The sequence below is a fragment of the Phycicoccus sp. Soil802 genome (genome assembly GCF_001429605.1).
GTDB lineage: Bacteria > Actinomycetota > Actinomycetes > Actinomycetales > Dermatophilaceae > Pedococcus.
In genome coordinates, this window is sequence record NZ_LMSS01000007.1 from 124081 (window position 1) to 143059 (window position 18979).

Annotated in this window: 18 protein-coding genes; 8 read left to right on the forward strand and 10 right to left on the reverse strand. The window is 70.7% G+C overall.

All coding sequences use genetic code 11. The features are described 5' to 3' along the window. Positions 1–245: 245 nt before the first annotated feature. The gene (locus ASG91_RS17520; RefSeq protein ID WP_157582184.1) at positions 246–881 is read right to left on the reverse strand and encodes a hypothetical protein; all 636 of its coding nucleotides are present in this window, start codon (positions 879–881) and stop codon (positions 246–248) included. Positions 882–1320: 439 nt separating this feature from the next. Between ASG91_RS17520 and ASG91_RS17525 the strand changes: the two genes are divergently transcribed. From ASG91_RS17525 to ASG91_RS17535, 3 genes are read left to right on the forward strand one after another with little or no spacing between them, the layout of a single operon-like run. After that, positions 1321–2889: a replication initiator gene (locus ASG91_RS17525; protein WP_200961352.1), complete on the forward strand. Its 1569-nt coding sequence runs from the start codon at positions 1321–1323 to the stop codon at positions 2887–2889. After that, on the forward strand, positions 2858–3085 hold the full coding sequence (locus tag ASG91_RS21385; protein ID WP_082592705.1) for a helix-turn-helix domain-containing protein: 228 nt from the start codon (positions 2858–2860) through the stop codon (positions 3083–3085). Before ASG91_RS17525 ends, ASG91_RS21385 begins: the two co-directional genes overlap by 32 nt. A gap of 1 nt (position 3086) precedes the next feature. After that, positions 3087–4196, forward strand: coding sequence for a site-specific integrase (locus ASG91_RS17535; protein WP_056923946.1), 1110 nt, complete (start codon positions 3087–3089; stop codon positions 4194–4196). Between the two features lie 20 nt (positions 4197–4216). Here the strand turns inward: ASG91_RS17535 and ychF are convergent, their stop codons facing one another. The 5 genes from ychF to ASG91_RS21305 form a co-directional block, all read right to left on the reverse strand. Continuing rightward, entirely contained in the window at positions 4217–5302 is a 1086-nt protein-coding gene (gene ychF / locus ASG91_RS17540) for a redox-regulated ATPase YchF (RefSeq protein ID WP_056923947.1), read from the reverse strand. A 12-nt stretch (positions 5303–5314) separates the two neighbouring features. Beyond that, positions 5315–6187 (reverse strand): thioesterase family protein, encoded by an 873-nt coding sequence (locus tag ASG91_RS17545; RefSeq protein WP_235545744.1) that lies wholly within the window; start codon positions 6185–6187, stop codon positions 5315–5317. Between the two features lie 71 nt (positions 6188–6258). Continuing rightward, the gene (locus tag ASG91_RS17550; RefSeq protein WP_056923949.1) at positions 6259–8640 is read right to left on the reverse strand and encodes a hypothetical protein; all 2382 of its coding nucleotides are present in this window, start codon (positions 8638–8640) and stop codon (positions 6259–6261) included. Between the two features lie 21 nt (positions 8641–8661). Further along, entirely contained in the window at positions 8662–9318 is a 657-nt protein-coding gene (locus ASG91_RS17555) for a hypothetical protein (protein ID WP_056923950.1), read from the reverse strand. A 193-nt stretch (positions 9319–9511) separates the two neighbouring features. After that, positions 9512–10429: an NUDIX hydrolase gene (locus ASG91_RS21305; RefSeq protein ID WP_235545752.1), complete on the reverse strand. Its 918-nt coding sequence runs from the start codon at positions 10427–10429 to the stop codon at positions 9512–9514. 123 nt (positions 10430–10552) lie between these two features. Between ASG91_RS21305 and ASG91_RS17565 the strand changes: the two genes are divergently transcribed. After that, complete coding sequence (locus tag ASG91_RS17565; protein WP_056923951.1) at positions 10553–10747, forward strand: hypothetical protein; 195 nt, start codon at positions 10553–10555, stop codon at positions 10745–10747. A 41-nt stretch (positions 10748–10788) separates the two neighbouring features. On the opposite strand, the gene ASG91_RS17570 is transcribed toward ASG91_RS17565, so the two are convergent. Then, positions 10789–11649 (reverse strand): aldo/keto reductase, encoded by an 861-nt coding sequence (locus ASG91_RS17570; RefSeq protein ID WP_056923952.1) that lies wholly within the window; start codon positions 11647–11649, stop codon positions 10789–10791. Between the two features lie 144 nt (positions 11650–11793). On the opposite strand from ASG91_RS17570, the gene ASG91_RS17575 reads away from it, so the two are divergent. After that, positions 11794–12675 (forward strand): LysR family transcriptional regulator, encoded by an 882-nt coding sequence (locus ASG91_RS17575; protein WP_056923953.1) that lies wholly within the window; start codon positions 11794–11796, stop codon positions 12673–12675. 93 nt (positions 12676–12768) lie between these two features. Then, on the forward strand, positions 12769–13965 hold the full coding sequence (locus ASG91_RS17580) for a DNA recombination protein RmuC (protein ID WP_082594294.1): 1197 nt from the start codon (positions 12769–12771) through the stop codon (positions 13963–13965). Here the strand turns inward: ASG91_RS17580 and ASG91_RS17585 are convergent. From ASG91_RS17585 to ASG91_RS17595, 3 genes are all read right to left on the reverse strand, one after another. Beyond that, complete coding sequence (locus tag ASG91_RS17585; protein ID WP_056923955.1) at positions 13902–15188, reverse strand: cytochrome P450; 1287 nt, start codon at positions 15186–15188, stop codon at positions 13902–13904. The two genes, ASG91_RS17580 and ASG91_RS17585, sit on opposite strands and share 64 nt — an antisense overlap. 194 nt (positions 15189–15382) lie before the next feature. Further along, positions 15383–16408: a 4-hydroxy-3-methylbut-2-enyl diphosphate reductase gene (locus tag ASG91_RS17590; RefSeq protein WP_056923956.1), complete on the reverse strand. Its 1026-nt coding sequence runs from the start codon at positions 16406–16408 to the stop codon at positions 15383–15385. Positions 16409–16503: 95 nt separating this feature from the next. After that, entirely contained in the window at positions 16504–16884 is a 381-nt protein-coding gene (locus ASG91_RS17595) for a DoxX family protein (RefSeq protein WP_235545754.1), read from the reverse strand. Between the two features lie 99 nt (positions 16885–16983). Between ASG91_RS17595 and ASG91_RS17600 the strand changes: the two genes are divergently transcribed. Then, on the forward strand, positions 16984–17706 hold the full coding sequence (locus ASG91_RS17600) for a TetR/AcrR family transcriptional regulator (RefSeq protein WP_056923958.1): 723 nt from the start codon (positions 16984–16986) through the stop codon (positions 17704–17706). Between the two features lie 9 nt (positions 17707–17715). Next, entirely contained in the window at positions 17716–18978 is a 1263-nt protein-coding gene (xseA, locus tag ASG91_RS17605) for an exodeoxyribonuclease VII large subunit (RefSeq protein WP_056923959.1), read from the forward strand. Position 18979: the final 1 nt, after the last annotated feature.

Below are 18979 nucleotides of genomic sequence, written 5' to 3' on the forward strand. Positions count from 1 at the left end.
CGCGGCCGGCGGCAGTCCCCTTGCGCTCGAACCTCGTCACCGGCCGCTCGGCCCAGCGATCGACCACGCTAAGACGGCCCCGCAGGTGTGCCGTCATAGGCACGACCGGCGGCAGTAGCGTGCGCCTGATCGCGCGCAGAGCGGCATGATCGGATGTTTTCGGCACGATCGCGACCACGTACGTCGAGCAGTTCAGCGAGTGGGTGACTGAAGCCCGACGACCTCGGTGAGCCGTCTGACCGCCGTCATCGCTCGACGTCCGGCCCGCCCATGAACGTCTCGAGCGCGAGATCGAGCTCCGATCGAAACGTCGAGGCGCCGCCAACCAAAGCCTCCGGCGACACGACGAACGAGTTGGGCACCCTTGGCTCACCGAACAGCCTGCTGAAGGGACGCCGCACGACCACCCCTTCGTGGGAGCCGACAAGCACACGCAGAGTGAACGACGGTCCGTCCTCAAGCCCTTCGAACGCGTGCCACGGCAGGAAGAACGACTCGAAGGGGTGACGCACCGCGAGACCCTCTGCGGAGAACACGGCCGAGTACCGCAACGCCAAGCCCATCCCCGCCAACGACGCGAACATGAGGATCACCCAGAGACAAGTCATTAAGGGGGCGTATGGCGGCGCCGCCGATGCTGTAGCCCAGTCAACCAGGGCGAGCACCCCTCCACCGATGGCCCATGCTCCCGCGACGTAGGCCGCGCGGTGGAAGTCTCCCGGTATTGTTACCGTCCCGTCGGCGGCGTGCCGCGGCTGAGCCGTTTGACTCTCGCGACCGATCCAGAGCAACACACAACCGAATGCGGCCAAGCCACCCGCCGCGACGAGCCAATTCATGTGGGGTAGGGGGGCCAGCCACTCCGGCTGCTGAACGGTCACCGTGGCAACTATGGCGGCCACGACACACGTGTGCACGCACATCGGCATGAGCGGACGTTCCATCCCCGCCTAGTTGGGTAAGGAGTTGGTCAAGGATGGCCGGTGGTCGGGGGTAAAGGTGGATTGCTGTCCGTGGTGGGTGTCATCCTCGAAGCAGCGGACAATTCCATACAAAACAAACACACAAATTTGACGGGTATATCCCTGGGGGTCGGCTCCCCACCCTTGGCCAGAGGCCGCACACAAACTGACAGCCGCTCAAACACACACAGACAAAACTCTTCGTCCGCACCTCCCTGATTCTTCTGTGTCCGGCGTTTGAGCGACCCCCAGCGTCGGTGAGCACCACCCTTAGTGGCCGCCCCAGTACCGGGTGTGTCGTGTGGAACGGGTCGCACTAGCTCCACGCGGCACACCCTTGGGAAAGGGCGTGGTGGTCGTGACCTCGACGACCCGCAACCAGGTGTGGACGGCGCTGCCCCCGATCGGCGATCGGGACGACCGCCCGCTGGACTTGCCGCAGCTGGACGCCGCGACGCAGGCGCAGGTGGTGGCCCGGTTGCTGTCGCCGGACTTCGACGCCTGGTCGGTGGCCGCATCCCGGGTCGGGTTCTGCGCCAAGCCAATCCGCCTGGTCGGCCAGTCCCGCACCTTCGACAAGACGACTGGTGAATTGGTCCGGTGTTACGCGTCGGCGGATGAGCCGACCGGGGTGACGTTCGTGCGCTGCGGCAACCGGCGCGCCTCCGAGTGCGAGTCTTGCTCGCGGCTGTACGCGGCGGACACGTTCCACCTGATCCGCTCAGGGGTGACCGGCGGAAAGGGCGTCCCGGCGACCGTTGGCGAGAACCCGCTGGTGTTCGCGACCCTGACCGCCCCGTCGTTCGGGCCGGTCCACGGCGTCCGCCCCAACAACGGCAGGTGCCGGCCACGACGCGATACCGGAGCCCGCTGCCCGCACGGAAGACCGTTGTCCTGCATGGCGATTCACGCCGATGAGGACATAGCCGTGGGGCAGCCGTTGTGTCCGGACTGCTACGACTACGCCTCCCAGGTGGTGTGGCAGTGGTGGGCGCCCGAGCTGTGGCGACGCTTCACGATCACCCTGCGACGGATGCTGGCCCACCACGTGGGCGTGCTGCCCGCCCACCTCGGCGATGTGGCGAGCGTGCAGTACGCGAAGGTCGCCGAGTACCAGCTGCGCGGCGCGGTGCACTTCCACGCCCTTGTCCGCCTCGACGGCCCCCAAACCACTGACGGCTTCGCTCACGCCCCCACCCAGGTGACCGCCCGAGTGCTGTCCGCGCTCGTCGAGCAGGCCGTCCGCGCGGTCCGGGTCACCGCCGACCCGGTCCACGACGGCGATGTCCCGCGCGTGCTGGCGTTGGGAGTCCAGGTCGACACCCGCCCGGTGCGGACCTCGTCACGCACCGACGACCCCGACCGCGAGCTCACCCCCGAGCAGGTCGCCGGGTACCTGGCTAAGTACGCCACCAAGTCCGCCTCCGACACCGAGGCCAAGGACTCCACCCACCTGCGCCGCCTACACGCCACCGCCCGCAGCATGGCCGCGCGTGCCGTCAGCGCCGAGGAGGACCCGACGGCCCCTTATGGGTTGCTCGGCAAATGGGCACACACGCTCGGCTTCCGGGGCCACTTCGCGACCAAGTCCCGCCGCTACTCCGTCACCCTCGGCGCCCTCCGCCGGGCCCGGCAACGCGCTCAGGCCCGGATCGTCGAGGCCAACCGCACAGGCACCCCTATCGACCTCCGCGCCATCGAGGCAGAGCTCCTCGCCGACGTCGAAGACGAGGCCACCGTCGTGATCGGATCCTGGGCCTACGCCGGCACCGGATGGGCCAACGACGGCGAAACCGCCCTCGCCACCGCAGCCGCCTCCCGAGCCCGCGAGTACGCCCAGGAGCGAGCCCGAATTCGAAGTGAGCACAACAGAAACCGCTTGAGAGGAAACACTGATGACAGTTCGAAGATCTTCACCGGCAGGTGAAGCAACCACGTCGCGACCGCCGAGCTGCGCTCGGTTGTGGACCCTCCAGGACGTCTCGGACTTCCTGAACGTGCCGATGGGGACGCTCTACCAGTGGCGGGTCCGCGGCGAGGGTCCACCAGCGTTCAAGGTTGGCCGCCACATCCGCTTCGATCCCGACCGGGTCAGGGCCTGGCTCTCCGAGTCTGGGGCATGACATGGCCAGCATCGACAAGCGCGAACGCGGTGGCGCAGTCACGTGGCTGGCGCGATGGCGTGACGACACCGGTCGTCAGCGCAAGAGGTCGTTCAGGCGCAAGATCGACGCCCAGCGCTTCGTCACGCAGATCGAGGCGGACATGCTGCGAGGTCAGTACGTCGATCCGTCGGACACCACAACGGTGCTGGAGTATGCCCGTCGCTGGGCCGCGGCGAGGATCCACCGACCGACGACGGCTCGGCGGGTGGAGAGCATGATCTCTACTCATGTTGCTGGGACCAGCTTGGGGGCGCGACGACTTGCGGCGGTCACGCCGTCGGAGGTGCAGGCCTGGGCATCGGACCGAGCGCAGATCTTGGCACCGACGACGTTGCGCAACCTGGTGAGCCTGCTGCGCTCGGTATATGCCTCGGCAGTGCTTGATCGGTTGGTGGCGACGTCGCCCGTGGTTCGGCTGTCGCTTCCCCCGACACATCGGGAGCGAGTCGTGCCCCTATCGATCGAGCAGGTCCTGGCTCTGTCCGAAGCGATGCCCAGGCGTAACCGGGCGATGGTCATCACCCAAGCCGGCCTCGGCCTTCGGATCGGCGAGCTCTTGAGCCTGCGGGTCCAAGACGTCGACTTCATGCGCAGGTCGGTGCGCATCGAGTGGCAACTGGCCCCCGGGCAGAAGACGCGCAGCGCCCCGAAGACGCGGCGCTCAACGAGGACCCTTCCGCTCCCCCAAGTGGTGGCCGAAGCGCTGTCGGTGCATCTCGAGGAGTTCGCGCCGGGCTACGACGGCACCCTGTTCACCACTCGGTTCGGGGCGCCATACCGGCACGACTACTACGGGACACGGATCTTCGCCGAGGCGGTCGCCAGGAGCGGCCTGCCCAAGTCGACCACGTCCCACGACCTGCGGCACCACTACGCCTCGGTGCTCCTGGCACAAGGCGAGTCGGTCATCGCGGTGGCCGAGCGCCTGGGCCACCACAACGCGAGCCTGGTGCTGTCCACGTATGGCCACCTGATGCCCGATTCCGAGGACCGAACCCGCCGAGCGATCGAAAGTGCTTGGGCCTCGTGTGCCCCGTCCGTGCCCCACGAGGAGGTCGCAGGTCGCTGACCTGCGGAAATGGCCGTGTTTCAAACGTTGAAGCGGAACTCCACGACGTCGCCGTCGGACATGACGTAGTCCTTGCCCTCCATGCGGACCTTGCCCGCGGCCTTGGCCGCAGCCATCGAGCCCATGGCGTCGAGGTCCTCGTAGGACACGATCTCGGCCTTGATGAACCCACGCTGGAAGTCGGTGTGGATGACCCCGGCGGCCTGCGGCGCGGTCCAGCCCTGACCGATGGTCCACGCGCGCGACTCCTTGGGGCCGGCCGTGAGGTAGGTCTGCAGGCCGAGCGTGTGGAACCCGGTGCGGGCGAGCTGGTCGAGCCCGGACTCCTCGGCGCCGAACGACTCGAGCAGCTCCATGGCCTCCTCCGGCTCCATCTCCATGAGGTCCATCTCGAGCTTGGCGTTGAGGAACACCGAGTCGGCGGGCGACACCAGCGCGCGCAGGGAGTCCTGCAGCGCGGCGTCGGACAGCTGGTCCTCGTCGAGGTTGAACACGTAGATGAACGGCTTGGTCGTCAGCAGGCCCAGGCCCCGCGCCTCGGCGAGGTCGACCCCGGCAGCCGCGCCCGCGGCATACAGGGTGTGGCCCTCCTCGAGCACCTTCTGCGCCGCCACGGCGTTGTCGAGGATGGCCTTCTTCTCCTTCTGGATCCGCGACTCCTTCTCCAGCCGCGGCACGGCCTTCTCGAGGGTCTGCAGGTCGGCGAGGATCAGCTCGGTGTGGATCGTCTCGATGTCCGACTCGGGCGAGACCTTGCCGTCGACGTGGACGACGTCGCCGTCCTCGAACGCGCGCACCACCTGGCAGATCGCGTCGGCCTCACGGATGTTGGCGAGGAACTTGTTGCCCAGGCCCTCACCCTCCGAGGCCCCGCGGACGATGCCGGCGATGTCGACGAACGACACCGTCGCGGGCAGGATGCGCTCGGAGCCGAAGATCTCGGCCAGCCGCTTGAGGCGGGCGTCCGGCAGCGGGACCACCCCGACGTTCGGCTCGATCGTCGCGAACGGGTAGTTCGCGGCGAGCACGTTGTTCTTGGTCAGGGCGTTGAACATCGTGGACTTGCCCACGTTGGGCAGGCCGACGATTCCGATAGTGAGAGCCACAAGGCCGAGAGTCTACCGGCGGTCAGCGGCAGGCACGGACGCCCGGGCGAGCTGCCGAGACAGCGCGACGAGCCGTCCCTCGCTGTCCCAGACCTCGGCGTCCTCCTCGAGGAAGCCACCGGCCAGCGTGCGGTTCGTGAGGTTCACCCGCAGCCAGCCCGGGGCCGGACGGGCGCGGACGTGCGCCGTGAGCTCGAGGGTGGGCGTCCAGCCGGGCAGCCCGAGCTCGAACGCGACCGGCGGCAGGGCGTCGACGGCCAGGAGCAGCAGGAGCGGGTCGGGCTCGCGGCCGTCGGCCATCCGCAGCCACCCGCGGATGACGCCGTTGCCCGACGGCTTGCCCATCGCCCAGCCGGTGGTCGCCGGGTCGAGGCGCATGTCGAGGCGCTGGAGGAGGGAGGCGTGCTTGAGGAAGTCCGGCGGCGCCTGGGCCGCCGACACGCAGCGGTCGGGGGGCGGCAGCTCGGGCGGCTGGGCGGACGTCGTGAGGTCGCCGTCGACCGAGGCGAGGTCGCCGTAGGTCGCGAGGAAACGGACCCGCTCCACCTCGCCGCCCTGCCCGTCGTCCTGCAGCAGCGAGGCCTGTCCGGTCGACACGGCCCGGCCCCGGCGGATCACCGAGGTGCGCACGGTCGCGGGTCCGGGGGCACCCGGCGTCAGGTAGTAGGCGCTGATCGCCAACGGGTCCGGGTGGGCCGGACGGTCACCGTCCGCAGTGCCGAACTCCGCGGCGAGCGCCCGACCGGCGATGGCCAGCAGCACCCCGCCGTTGACTCCGCCGCCGATCCGCCACCCCTCGCCCAGGGCCGCGTCGTAGACGCCCCCCTCGCCGTCGCGTGCGGAAACCGCTGAACCCGTGTCGAACTCACTCGCCCCACTGACCACTTGGCTGCTCCCATCCTGCGCTGCGCGCGGCATACCTGACGTCACTGGAGGGTATGCCGCGCAACGGCCGGTCAGGGCGTGGCCGTGGCCTCCGCCACGTCCTCGGCGGTGGCCGTCGTCGGCTGGGTCGGGGAGGTAGTGGGGTCAGTGGTGCTCGCCGGATCCGAGGTGCTGCTCGCGCTCGACGACGACCCGGGGGCGGTCGATGAGGAGCTGGCCGAGGGCGAACCCCCGGTCGAGGACCCGGTGGCACCAGTCGTGGGCGACGTCGAGCCAGTCGGCCCGGTGGTCGTGGGCGCGGTCGGCGTGCTACCCGTGGCCGGTTTCACCCAGGCAGGGTCCTGCTGCACGATGGCCAGGATCTGGCGCTCGAACTCGGTCAGCCGCTCCTGGAGCTCGCTGAGGGGGACATCCTGGATGGAGTCCCCGAAGGCGGAGATCTCCTTCCACAGCTCCGCGAGCTCGGCACTGCTCTGGGCGCTGAGAGGGCCGGACAACGTCACCACCAGCTGGGTCGCGAGGGCCTGGGTGACGCACTGCACGCAGCCGTAGTTGACGGCCGCGGCGACGTTCTCGGGGACGACGACGTTGGCGTTTCCCAGAACGAGGACGACCTGGAAGGCCACTGCGACGGTCTGGCACCCGGTGCAGGACGCCAGCGCGTAGGCCTCGTTGCTGTTCGACACCGTGTCACCATCGGCCCAGACCAGGGCGAAGGCCACGTCGTAGAGCGAGGACCCGTCCTTGGTGTTGACGGCCATGGCCTGGTTGCCACCCTCGCCCGGAGGGAGCGGGCGGTTGAACGGGAAGACCCAGGTCGGCAGCTGCTGGTCCCCGTCCGCCGCCCGGCCCCCTCGGGGCACCATGACGACCGCCAGCTCCGGCGACTCCGCAGTCGGCAGCGCCGCATCGCGGGGCCACACGGCTCGCCCCGCACCCTGCCGACCCTGCTGCAGCGTGGTCGGGGTCCCTGAGCGCAGGGTGCTGGCGACGCCGTCTGCCAGCGTCCCGCGCTCGTAGGCCTGGATGGGCCGGTACGTGCCCGGCTGGGGCCACCAGGACCAGGCCAGCCCGGCCACGACTGCGAGCGCCAGCACGCCGGCCAGCGCGCGCCGCATCGGTCGGTCCTCGGTGGCCCGCCAGGTGCCGGTCGCGACCTGCTTGGTGACACGCGTGACGATGAAGACGACGCCCAGCACCGGAAGGGCGATGGCGACGATCGACAGCACCCGCACCACGACGGCGAGCACGTCACCGTCGGCGAGCTGCGTCTCGAGCCGCGCCCACTGCCTGCCGACGGAGGCCCACGCGGTCCCCGCGACGCGGGGGAGGCTCAGGACCATCATCACGAGGGAGAACAGCAGGACGGGCACGACGACGACCACCCAGACGGTGACCACGGCCCGGGCCCAGGGCTTGAGCACCGTGGCCTCCGGGTCGTTCCAGTGCCGGGGAAGCAAGCCCACGAGGGTCGGCTTGATCCGGTGGTAGAGGTCGGGCACCCCGGTGACGTCGGCCAGGACGTGGTAGCCGTCGAACCGCACGAGAGGAGCCAGTTGGCGCACCATCTGGAGCACTTGGGTCGCGATGATCAGCAGGATCGCGTCCCAGCCCGTGCCCCACCAGACGCCGAACATCGCCACGGCCACGATGGCGTTGAAGTAGAGACCACCGAGGTCGGTGCGCACTCGTCCGGCGCGGCCGAGCCGGTAGCTGTCGGTGACATCCGTGTAGAAGGCCGGCCACACGAGGTAGAAACCGGTGCCCATGGCCCCGGGTGTCGAGCCTCCGTAGCGCGCGGCCGCTGCGTGCCCGAACTCGTGGAAGCCGGCCGAGACGACCGTCAACGCGAACACGGCCAGCAGCAGGGCCGGCTGGTCGAAGGCCTGATGGGTGGCCGACGCCAGCCCCTTGTCGAGCAGCACCCAGGCGCAGACTGCGAGGAACGCGCCGACCAGCACCACCACGACGACCGGTGCGAAGAGCAGGGCGAAGGGGGCGGTGATCCGCCTGGTCGATTCCGGATCGGACACGACGTACTTGAACCGCAACGCCAGCAACGGGTTCGAGCGCCGGACCTCGGGTTCCGAACCGTCCGCCTTCGTGAGGACCCCGAGGGTGCGCAGCTTGTCGCACAGCGTCTCCACGTCTGCCCCGGACACCTGGCGTCCCAGGGCTGCCCCCATGGCCTCGGCCACCTCGGCGTGGGACCGCTGCCCGTCCACGTGCTCCAGCACGGAGTAGAGCAGAGGGGTCAGCTGGATCGCCTGGCCGTCACCCCGGCGCACCAGGGCGGGGGCGACGCGGTAGCCGGAACCGGGCACCTCGCCGAGGAGCTGCACCCCGTCGGCCCGCACGGGTGCCGCACCCCCACCACTCGGTGGGGGTGCGGTCGCCTCGTCGTGGACGACTGCGGGCGCGTCGGGGGCACCCGGCCCCTCGAAGGGAGTCACGTCAGCGAGAGCTCGCGCCGACTACTGGGAGATGTCGGACGACTGGTCGGTCGTCGCGTTCGCGTCGGCGTCGATGTCCTGGACGATGATCGCGTCCTGCTGGGCCAGCGCCACGGCATCGGAGTCGATCGACCCGATGTTCGCGGCGACCGCCGCGTCGATCGGGGCAGCCACGTTGGCGTTGGCCGCCACCGCACCCGCGATCGGCGCGGCGAGGTCGAGGTCGGCGGCCAGGTCGACATCGACGTTGAGCAGGTTGCCGTCCAGCGCGCCGTTGCTGGTGACCGCGTCGGTCGCGCCGTCGGTCGGGGACGTCGTCGCGTCGGCGGGAGCGTCCGTGGTGGCGGGCGTCTCGGCGGCCTGGTCGATCGTGGAGTCCTGGCCGGCATCGGCCACGGCCTCACCCGTGATGCCCTGGTCGATGATGACGCCCTGGTCTGCCATGGCCTCGGCCTCGGAGCCGACGGACAGGATGTTCGCGCCGACCGCAGCGTCGATCGGCGCCGCCACGTTGGCGTTCGCGGCCACGGCGAGGTCGATCGGCGCAGCGGCGTCGAGGCCGATGTCCAGGTCCGCGTTCAGGTCGAGGAGGCTGATGACCTCCTTGTCGGGCAGGGCGGTGCCGGCCTCGGCGGCCAGCTCGTCCGCGGTCAGTGGCGGCATGCTCGAGTCAGTCATGGTGCACTCCGTGTCGACGGTTTCCCCCGGCCCAATGACACGGCGACAGTACCCCTCGCTGCCTCACGATGCACATCGGGGCAAGGCCCTGACCTGCGACGATGCCCCTGCGAGCACTCAGCCAGGCGGCTGACCACTGCAACCGGTGTGGGCGACGAACGGCCGCCGCGCGGCATACCTGGTCGACCTCACCTCACAGCGCCGGGAGTCCGTCCTCGAGGTATGCCGTGGGGCCGGCATGGGCGGCGAGGAAGGCGAGCAGGCGCTGGTTGTAGGGCGCCACGCGCTCCTCCCACTCCTCCTCGGCGGCGAAGTGCAGCGAGCGGATCTCCCTGCGCTCCAAGGTGGTCCGCGCGATGAGCTCCTCGTCGGCGACCCCGAGGTCGAAGACGAAGACCGTGGCGTCGCTCCACCCTCGCCACGGTGGCAGCCAGTTGACCGCGAGCAGGGCGCGGACCTCGACGTCGATCGCGAGCTCCTCCCTGACCTCGCGAACCACGCACTCGGCCGGCGACTCCGAGGGGTCGACCACGCCACCGGGCAGGTCCCACTCGGCCTTGTAGGTGAGCTCGCACAGCAGCACGCGCCCCGCAGGGTCGCGCAGCACGCCCTGGGCGATGGCGCGCTTGGTGGGCAGTGACGAGTTGAGCAGGGCGATGAAGCCGTCGCGGCTGTCGGGCTCCGCGTCGTCGCGCAGCCGGGCGAGCACCATCGTGTCGACCCGCTCACCGGGACCCGCGAGCGCCCCGCGGGCGACCCCCTCCTTGCGCATCCCGGCGCGCAGCGCGGCCCGCACCCCCGATCGGTCGGCGTCGGGCACCCGGGCCTCGATGCGGTGCACCTCGAGCGCGTCGAAGGTCCAGGCGACGGCCAGTCGCAGGGCGCGCTCGACGATGCCGACCTCGCGGTACTCGGCGACGACCGCCCAGATCAGGTCGGCGTCACCGGACCCGTCGTCGATCACCTCGACGCGCCCCACCTGTTCGCCCTGCCACTCGACGGAGAACGCGTGGTCACCCAGCTCACCGGTCGGGTCGGGGTCGCCGCCGTCGCCGTCGACGGCCCGCAGGGTCAGGTCGCCGTCGACCAGCGCCATCCCGGGTTCAGCCACGCGCCAACCCTAGACGAGCCGCCCCAGCCTCATCCGTTCGGCTGAATTGTCACCGGGGTGCGGAACGGTGCGACCCAGCGCTCGTTGTCCCCGTAACCGTCCCGTCAGGCAAAGGAGTGCCCCGTGACCTCCACCGGTCCCGAAGAGGAGCTCAACGATGCCGCACTCCTCGAGGAGATCGACCTCCTCGCCGACCTGGTGGTGGCGGCAGGCAGTGCGGACCGGCCCCTGACCGACCCCGAGGTGGACCTGGCCCTGGGCCTGCATCCTCAGCCCGTGCGGCCACCAGGCGCCGAGGACGTCGCGGCTGCCTCGTAGCGTCCGCTGGTCGACGCGAGCTGGGCTCGGGGCTTCGCGGTTCAGGACTGGTCGAGTCGGCTGACCTGTGCGGGGGTGAGCGCGATGTCGGTCGCGGCGGCGGAGGCCCGGACCGTCTCGGGGCGGCTGGATCCGGGGATGGGGATGACCACTGGGGACTTGGCCAGCATCCACGCGAGCGTCACCTGCTGTGCGGTGGCGCCGACCTCGGCGGCGACCTCGGCGAAGGGCTGGTAGGTGGTGGCGAGGTCGGCGGCGTTCTTGATGCCTCCGAGTGGGCTCCACGGCAGGAACGCGATGCCGAGTGCGTCGCACAGCTCGAGCTCTGGCTCACTCGACCGGAAAGCGGGCGAGAACTGGTTCTGCACGGACACCAGTCGCCCGCCGAGGATCTGCTGGGCGCTGCGGATCTGGTCCGGGTTGGCGTTGGAGATGCCGGCCATGCGGATCTTGCCTGCGTCGAGCAGGTCCGCGATGGCGCCGACCGAGTCCTCGTAGGGGACGGTGGGGTCGGGGCGGTGGAACTGGTAGAGCCCGATGGCGTCGACTCCCAGGCGCTGCAGGGACGCCTCACACGCGGCCTTGATGTGGGCGGGGGTGCCGTCCAGGGTCCAGGCGCCGCCACCAGGGCGCAGGTGCCCGCCCTTGGTGGCGACGAGCACGCCGGAGGTGTCACCGCCGTAGGAGGCCAGCGCTTCGGCGATGAGGGTCTCGTTGTGACCGACGTCGCTCGCATCGAGGTGGTACGCATCGGCGGTGTCGATCAGGGTGATGCCGGCGTCGAGGGCGGCGTGGATCGTGGCGAGGGAGCGAGACCGGACGGGACGCCCCTCGATGGACATCGGCATCCCGCCGAGTCCGATGGCGCTGACCTTGGTGTCGCCGATCTGGCGCAGCTGCATGGGGTGGCTCCTTGCGGTGGGCGGGTGGCCGGTGGGTCCGGCCCTGAGGTGGAGCGGGTTGGTGATGTCGTCAAGGATCCCTGTCAACGATTGACAAGTCCAACAGTAGAAAGTGCTGGCAGTATCCACTTACACTTCTGGATCATGGACCTGCGGCAGCTCGAGCACTTCGTCACCGTGGCCGAGGAGCGGCACTTCACCCGCGCCTCGGAACGGCTGTTCATCTCCCAGTCCGGGCTGTCCGCGTCGATCAGGGCACTCGAGAAGGAGCTCGACGCGGAGCTGTTCGACCGCAACACCCGCCGGGTCGAGCTGACCGACGCGGGACAGGCGCTGCTCGAGGAGTCGCGACGGACCCTCGCGAGCGTGGTGGCTGCGCGGGATGCCGTCGCCGCAGTCCAGGGCCTGCGACGGGGCCGACTGCGGGTCGGGACCGAGCAGTGCCTGGGTGCGGTCGACGTGCCCAAGGAGCTCGCCACCTTCCATTCCGCGCACCCCGGCGTCGAGCTGGTGGTCCAGCAGGCGGGGTCGGCCCGGTTGGTCGACGAGGTGCACACCGGACGGCTTGACATCGCCTTCGTCGCAGGGTCGGCCGGCGCTCCTGACGACGTGAGGTTCGAGCGGCTCGAGAGCGAACCCATGACCGTGGTCTGCCGACCCGAGCACGGCTTGACCCGCGCCAAGCGGCTGGGGTGGAAGGCGCTGGGCGGTGAGACGTTCGTCGACTTCAACACCGACTGGGGCTCCCGGCAGGTGGCCGACCGGGCCTTTGCTGCGGCAGGAGTCGCCCGGCGGATCGCCTCGGAGGTCAATGACGTCCACACCTTGCTCGACCTCGTCGAGCACGGCCTGGGCATCGCCGTCGTGCCCAAGCACATCGCCGCCAAGAAGGCTGGGAAGCTGATCGCCGTGCCGCTGCCCGCGGATGCGCCGACCTGGGACGTCACCATCGCGCTGCCGGCCAGCGCCACCACCGCTGCCGGCGAGATCTTCCTGGCACCCATCCGCCAACGGTTCGACACCTGAGGGACGGGCTGACCGAAGATCCAGCGGGGCACTCACGCGGCTGAGCCCGTGTCGCGCCGTGCCGTGTCGGTGGCTGATGGGATGGTCCTGTCCATGGAACTCGTGGGCATCCTCATCCTCGGCCTGGTCGTCGGCGCAGCCGCCGGCTGGTGGAGCGCGCGCGGGTCCGCCTCCGCCGCCCTGGCGTCGGCGCGCACCGAGGCCGACCTCCTGCGTGAGCGCGTGGTCGACCTCGAGGCCGCGGTCTCCGACGACGCCCAGACCGCAGCGGCCCTCCTGCCCCTCCGCGACGCCCTCGTGCGGGTCGAGCAGCAGGTCGGCACGCTCGAGCGTGACCGCACCAGCCAGTTCGCGGCGCTCGAGACGACGATGGCGGCGGTGCACGAGTCGACCACCGCCCTGGGTCGCCAGACCCAGTCGCTGGCCGGTTCGCTCAACTCCTCGACCGTGCGGGGGGCCTGGGGTGAGGTCCAGCTGCGACGGGTGCTCGAGCACGCCGGCATGCTCGCGCGGTGCGACTTCGACGAGCAGGTATGCCGCGTGAGCCGGCACCAGCGCCAGGTGCGCCCCGACGTCGTGGTGCGCCTGCCCGGCGACAAGTACCTCGTCATCGACGCCAAGGCCCCGATGGGTGCCTTCCTCGGCGCCCAGGCCGACGACGTCCCGGCCGGTGAGCGCAAGGAGCTCCTCCGGTCGCACGCCGCGTCGCTCAAGTCGCACGTGACGTCGCTGGCCGCCAAGGACTACTGGGCTGCCTTCGACAACTCTCCCGAGATGGTGGTCTGTTTCGTCCCCAGCGATGCCATGCTCGCTGCGGCCCTGTCGGCCGACCCGGCCCTGCACGAGGACGCCATGTCCCGCCGCGTGGTGCTCGTCGGTCCGGGCTCGCTGCTCGCGCTGCTGCGGACCGTGGCGTTCACGTGGCAGCAGGACGCCCTGACGGCGCACGCCCGCGAGGTGATGACCCTCGGGCGCGACCTCTACGACCGGCTGGGCACGCTGGGCAGCCACACGATGCGGATGGGCACCGCCCTGCAGCGCTCGGTGGAGGCCTACAACCAGATGGTCGGGGCCCTCGAGTCGCGGGTGCTGGTGTCAGCGCGGCGGATGCACGAGGCGGGGATCGTCGAGCGGCCGCTGCCCACCCCGCTGCCGCTCGAGACCGGCCCCCGGGTGCTGACGGCGATGGAGCTGATCGAGGCCGCCACGGCCGACGCCGAGCGACCTCAGCTGGACTTCGACGACGTCGAGATCCCGCCGAGGTGGACCGGCAGGGAGTCGACCGCATAGACGATCGACTGGTCGCGGAACTGCAGGCTTTCCGGGGCTGCGGCGAGCGCCAGCTCCGGGAAGCGGCGGACCAGTCGGGGGAAGGCGATCCGCAGCTCGAGCCGGGCCAGCTCGGCCCCGACGCAGCGGTGGAAGCCGTACCCGAATGCCACGTGCGGTGACGGCGGGCGGTTGGGGTCGAAGGTGCCCAGGTCGGGACCGATCCGGTGGTCGCGATCCGCCCGGCTCAGGGCTGCGATGACCACATCGCCCTTGTGGATCGTCTTGCCGAAGAGGTCGAGGTCTTCCTTGGCGAACCGCGGGAACGCGATCTGCACGACGCTGAGGTAGCGCAGCATCTCCTCCACGACCCGGTCGATGGAGCTGTCGTCGTCGCGGACGAGCTCGAAGTGCTTGCGGTCGCGCAGCAGCACCAGCGACCCCAGGGCCAGCATGCTGGCGGTCGTCTCGTAGCCGCCGGTGAAGACGCCGTCGGCGAGCCCGGCGACCTCCTCGTCGCTGACCTCGTCGCCCACCGCAGCGAGGATCCGGCCCAGGAGCCCGTCGCCCGGGTCGACCCGCTGCTTGCGGGTGGCGTCGAGCAGGAACAGCTGGCTCTGCGAGATGGCGCCGAAGGCACCCGCACCCCCGGCCGTGACGTCGAAGCGGGCGTGGCTCAGCGTGCGGAAGCGCTCACGGTCCTCCACGGGGAGACCGAGCAGCTCACAGATGACGAGGAACGGGATGGGGAAGGCGAAGTCCTCGACGAGGTCGACGACCGGGCCGTTCGCCTCCATCCGGTCAAGCTGGTCATCGACGATGGCCTCGATCCTCGGAGCCAGCCGGTTGATGCGGCGCATGGTGAACTCGGGCGTGAGCAGCGCGCGCAGTCGGGTGTGCTCGGGCGGGTCGGTGAAACCCAGCCCGCCCACGCTGGCTCCTGCCGCGCCGACGTACGGCCGGATGTCGTTGCTGAACCTGCGCTGGTCGGCCAGGACGGCTTTGGCCTCCTCGTGGCCCGACACCAGCCAGATGTTCATGCCGAACATGTGCGCGAGCCGGTGGACCGGCTCCGGGGCGGTCGTCCCGATCCGGTGCACCGGGTCGAGGCCGGAGCGCCGCAGCGGGCGGAGCAGGCGGCGGGGCACCGCGTCAAGGCTCGAGAGGTCGACCGGGCCGCCGCCCGTGGCACGGGCGATGAGCCGCTGCGTGAGGCGCGCCCGCGCAGAGGTCAAGCCGATCATGGGTCAGACGGTACCCGCGTGGCGTCGTCGCGACGGACAGGCTCCCTAGTTCCGGGTGCGCGTCGCGACCGACGCCTCCCGCACCAACCCCCGACTCCTGGCCACCCATCCCGCACCAACGCCCGAAATGCGCTACCTGGAGACGCACTGGTGGCCCGAAGTCGGAGGCCTCCGCGACCTCACGAAACCCACCGTCAGTGGAGTGAGCCGGCCTCTTCGAACGCTCCGTCGTGGCGCATCTTGTCGCTCAGCCCACGGGCCTTGAGGTCCCTGCGGATCTCGTTGGGCAGCGAGAAGAGCAGGCTCTCCTCGGCAGCCACGACGGGCTTCACGTCGGCGTAGCCCCGCTCGCCGAGGTACGTGAGCACGTCCCGGACCAGCAGCTCGGGGACCGACGCCCCGGAGGTCACCCCCACCGTGGAGACGCCCTCGAGCCACGCCTCGTCGATCTCGTCGGCGTAGTCGACGAGGTGGCCGGCGCGGGAGCCGTGCTCGATTGCGACCTCGACGAGCCGCACCGAGTTGGACGAGTTGCGCGAGCCCACGACGATCATCAGGTCGCACTCCGGCGCCATCTGCTTCACGGCCAGCTGACGGTTCTGGGTGGCGTAGCAGATGTCGTCGCTGGGCGGGTCCTGCAGGGACGGGAACCGCTCGCGCAGCCGCCGCACCGTCTCCATCGTCTCGTCGACCGACAGCGTCGTCTGCGAGAGCCAGACGACCTTCTCCGGGTCGCGGACGGTGACGTTGGCGACGTCGTCGGGGCCGTCGACCAGGGTGATGTGCTCAGGAGCCTCGCCCGAGGTGCCGACGACCTCTTCGTGCCCCTCGTGGCCGATCAGCAGGATGTCGAAGTCGTCGTTGGCGAACCGGACCGCCTCGCGGTGCACCTTGGTGACCAGCGGGCAGGTCGCGTCGATCGTCTTCAGGCTGAGGGCCTTGGCCTCCTCGTGGACGACCGGGGCGACCCCGTGGGCGGAGAAGATGACGGTCGCGCCCTCGGGCACCTCGTCGGTCTCCTCGACGAAGATCGCGCCACGCTTCTCGAGCGTGGTGACGACGTGCTTGTTGTGCACGATCTCCTTGCGCACGTAGACCGGGGGCCCATAGAGCTCGAGGGCCTTCTCGACGGTCACGACGGCCCGGTCGACGCCCGCGCAGTACCCCCGCGGGGCGGCCAGCAGCACGCGCTTGGTGGCCTGGTCAGTCGTCTGGGTCATGGCTCCATCGTAGGTGGCCGTCGCCGGCCACCCCAATCCGCGGGCGGGGTGTGCCGCGTGGTCACCACGCGGCATACCCCGCCCCGGGCGCCAGCTCAGAGGGAGTGCGGCCCGAAGCGCTGCCAGGCCACGAACGCCGCGAGCAGCCCCAGGACGACGTTGACCGGCACCACCTGCGGCTCCTTGCGGCGCAGGTGGGTGACCACCGCCAGCACCTGCACCACGACGAGCCCCGTCGCGGCCAGCGGCGTCAGCCAGGCCGCGATCCCCGTGGCGGCGGGGAGGACCAGCCCGATCGCGCCGAGCAGCTCCATCACGCCGATGAACCGCACGGTGCGGTCGGAGAAATCCTCGACCCACGGCATCGTGCCTTCCAGCGCGCGACCCCGGGTCGACTTCAGCACGCCGGCCACTCCGAAGGCGACGGCCAGGATGATCTGCACGATCCACAGCACGGTGTTCATGGTTTCCCTCACGGTCCCGGAAGTGGAGGCCATCCTCCACTCTCTCCGTGCGGGAAACCATCGATGTGGAGGATGTATTCCACTTACCTCGAGCCCACCTATGCTGGGGCGATGCCGAGCACACCGGAGTGCGAGTCGCGACACCTGCGCGCGGACGCCGAGCTCAACCGGAGCCGGATCCTCGCCGCCGCCCAGCAGGTCTTCGGTGAGCAGGGGGTGTCCGCGCCGCTGAGTGAGGTCGCCGCCCGCGCCGGCGTCGGGATCGCGACGCTCTACCGCCGCTTCCCCGACCGTGCCGCCCTGGTCAGCGAGGCCTTCGAGGACGCCTTCGACCGCTACGACGCCAGCGCCGACCAGGCCCTCGCGGAGGACGACCCGTGGGAGGGGTTCGCGGGGCTCGCGGAGCGGATGGGCGCCCTGCAGGCGGAGAACCTCGGGTTCGCCCACCTCATCCAGTCGTCGATGCCGATGGGTCGGACCGGGACCAGCGCCCGCGAGCGCAGCTACCGCAAGGTGCTCGAGGTGATCCGGCGCGCGAAGGAGGCCGGGGTGCTGCGCGACGACTTCAGCCCCGAGGACCTGCCGATCCTTTCGTTCGCCCTCGCGGGGGTGATCGAGACGACCCGCGACGACCTGCCCGACGCCTGGCGACGCCACGTGGCGCTGTTCCTCGACGGCTGCCGCCCTGCCGGCGGCAGGCCCGACGGCCGGCGCCACATACCGTCCGCGCTGCCGCCGGCAGCGGAGCCGGCCGGTCTCCAGCGCGCCATGCTGCGCTCGTCCCGTCGGCGGCAAGGTCGTGGGTCGCGCTCCGGTGACGGGCCCACCTCCTAGAGTGGACGCGTGAGCGGCCCAGACCAGCGCCCGGCGCTGCCCGAGAAGGCCGCCGACACCTCGGCGGAGTCGCCGTGGCCGGTGCGGCTGCTGAGCATGCGCATCGCCGAGTACGTCGAGAAGATGTCGGTGCTCTGGGTCGAGGGGCAGGTCGTCCAGCTCACCCGCCGCCCCGGCCAGCGCACCGCCTACCTCACCCTGCGCGACCCCGATGTCGACATGTCCCTCTCGGTCGCGATCCAGGTCAACGCCCTCGACGCGATGGCGACGCCCCTGGCCCAGGGAGCGCGGGTCGTCCTCCAGGCCAAGCCGGTCTTCTGGACCCAGCGTGGCTCGTTGATGCTCGACGCCCGCCAGATCCGGCCCGTGGGCGTGGGCGAGCTCCTCGCGCGGGTCGAGCACCTCAAGCGGACCCTTGCCGCAGAGGGCCTGTTCGACCCCGAGCGCAAGAAGCCGTTGCCGTTCCTGCCCCGCACCGTCGGGCTGGTCTGTGGGCGGGCGGGGGCCGCGGAGAAGGACGTCGTCGAGAACGCCCGTCGCCGCTGGCCCACGGTCCGCTTCGAGATCCGTGAGGTCGCCGTGCAGGGCGGCAACGCGGTGCAGGAGGTGATGGCCGCGCTCCAGGAGCTCGACGGGCGGCCCGACGTCGACGTCATCGTGATCGCCCGTGGGGGCGGCTCGGTCGAGGACCTCCTGCCGTTCAGCAACGAGGCACTGGTGCGCGCGGTCGCCGCCACCCGCACCCCCGTCGTCTCGGCGATCGGCCACGACGTCGACACTCCCCTCCTCGACCACGTGGCTGACTGGCGGGCCTCCACGCCCACCGACGCAGGCAAGCGGGTGGTGCCCGACGCGCAGGCCGAGCGGCACGGCATACGCCACTCGCGCGACCGAGGGCGGCGCGCGCTGCACGCGCGGATCGCCAGCGAGCGCCGGCACCTCATCGCCCTGCGCTCGCGCCCGGTGATGGCCCGCCCGGCGGCGATGATCGAGGCCCGTCGCCAGGAGCTCGACGCCCTGACCGACCGGGCCCACCGCCGCGTCCTCGCCTCGGTCCACCGGGCGGCCGACCAGGTCGCCCACCTGCGTGCGCAGGTCAGCACCCTCTCGCCGTTGTCCACCCTCGAGCGTGGGTATGCCGTCGTGCAGCACCGCGACGGGCGGGTCGTCATGGACCGGGCCGACGTGACGGTCGACGAGGTGCTCCGCGTGCGCGTGGCGCGTGGCGACTTCGCCGCGAGCGTCGTCGGCCTGCCCGGCAGCTCCGGTTAGG

Bases quoted from the DNA above. Each gene is read 5' to 3' on its own strand.
- ASG91_RS21385 (WP_082592705.1), top strand. From the start codon at position 2,858: ATGACAGTTCGAAGATCTTCACCGGCAGGTGAAGCAACCACGTCGCGA.
- ASG91_RS17535 (WP_056923946.1), top strand. From the start codon at position 3,087: ATGGCCAGCATCGACAAGCGCGAACGCGGTGGCGCAGTCACGTGGCTG.
- ASG91_RS17555 (WP_056923950.1), bottom strand. From the start codon at position 9,318: ATGACTGACTCGAGCATGCCGCCACTGACCGCGGACGAGCTGGCCGCC.
- ASG91_RS17570 (WP_056923952.1), bottom strand. From the start codon at position 11,649: ATGCAGCTGCGCCAGATCGGCGACACCAAGGTCAGCGCCATCGGACTC.
- ASG91_RS17575 (WP_056923953.1), top strand. From the start codon at position 11,794: ATGGACCTGCGGCAGCTCGAGCACTTCGTCACCGTGGCCGAGGAGCGG.
- ASG91_RS17580 (WP_082594294.1), top strand. From the start codon at position 12,769: ATGGAACTCGTGGGCATCCTCATCCTCGGCCTGGTCGTCGGCGCAGCC.
- ASG91_RS17585 (WP_056923955.1), bottom strand. From the start codon at position 15,188: ATGATCGGCTTGACCTCTGCGCGGGCGCGCCTCACGCAGCGGCTCATC.
- ASG91_RS17590 (WP_056923956.1), bottom strand. From the start codon at position 16,408: ATGACCCAGACGACTGACCAGGCCACCAAGCGCGTGCTGCTGGCCGCC.
- ASG91_RS17600 (WP_056923958.1), top strand. From the start codon at position 16,984: ATGCCGAGCACACCGGAGTGCGAGTCGCGACACCTGCGCGCGGACGCC.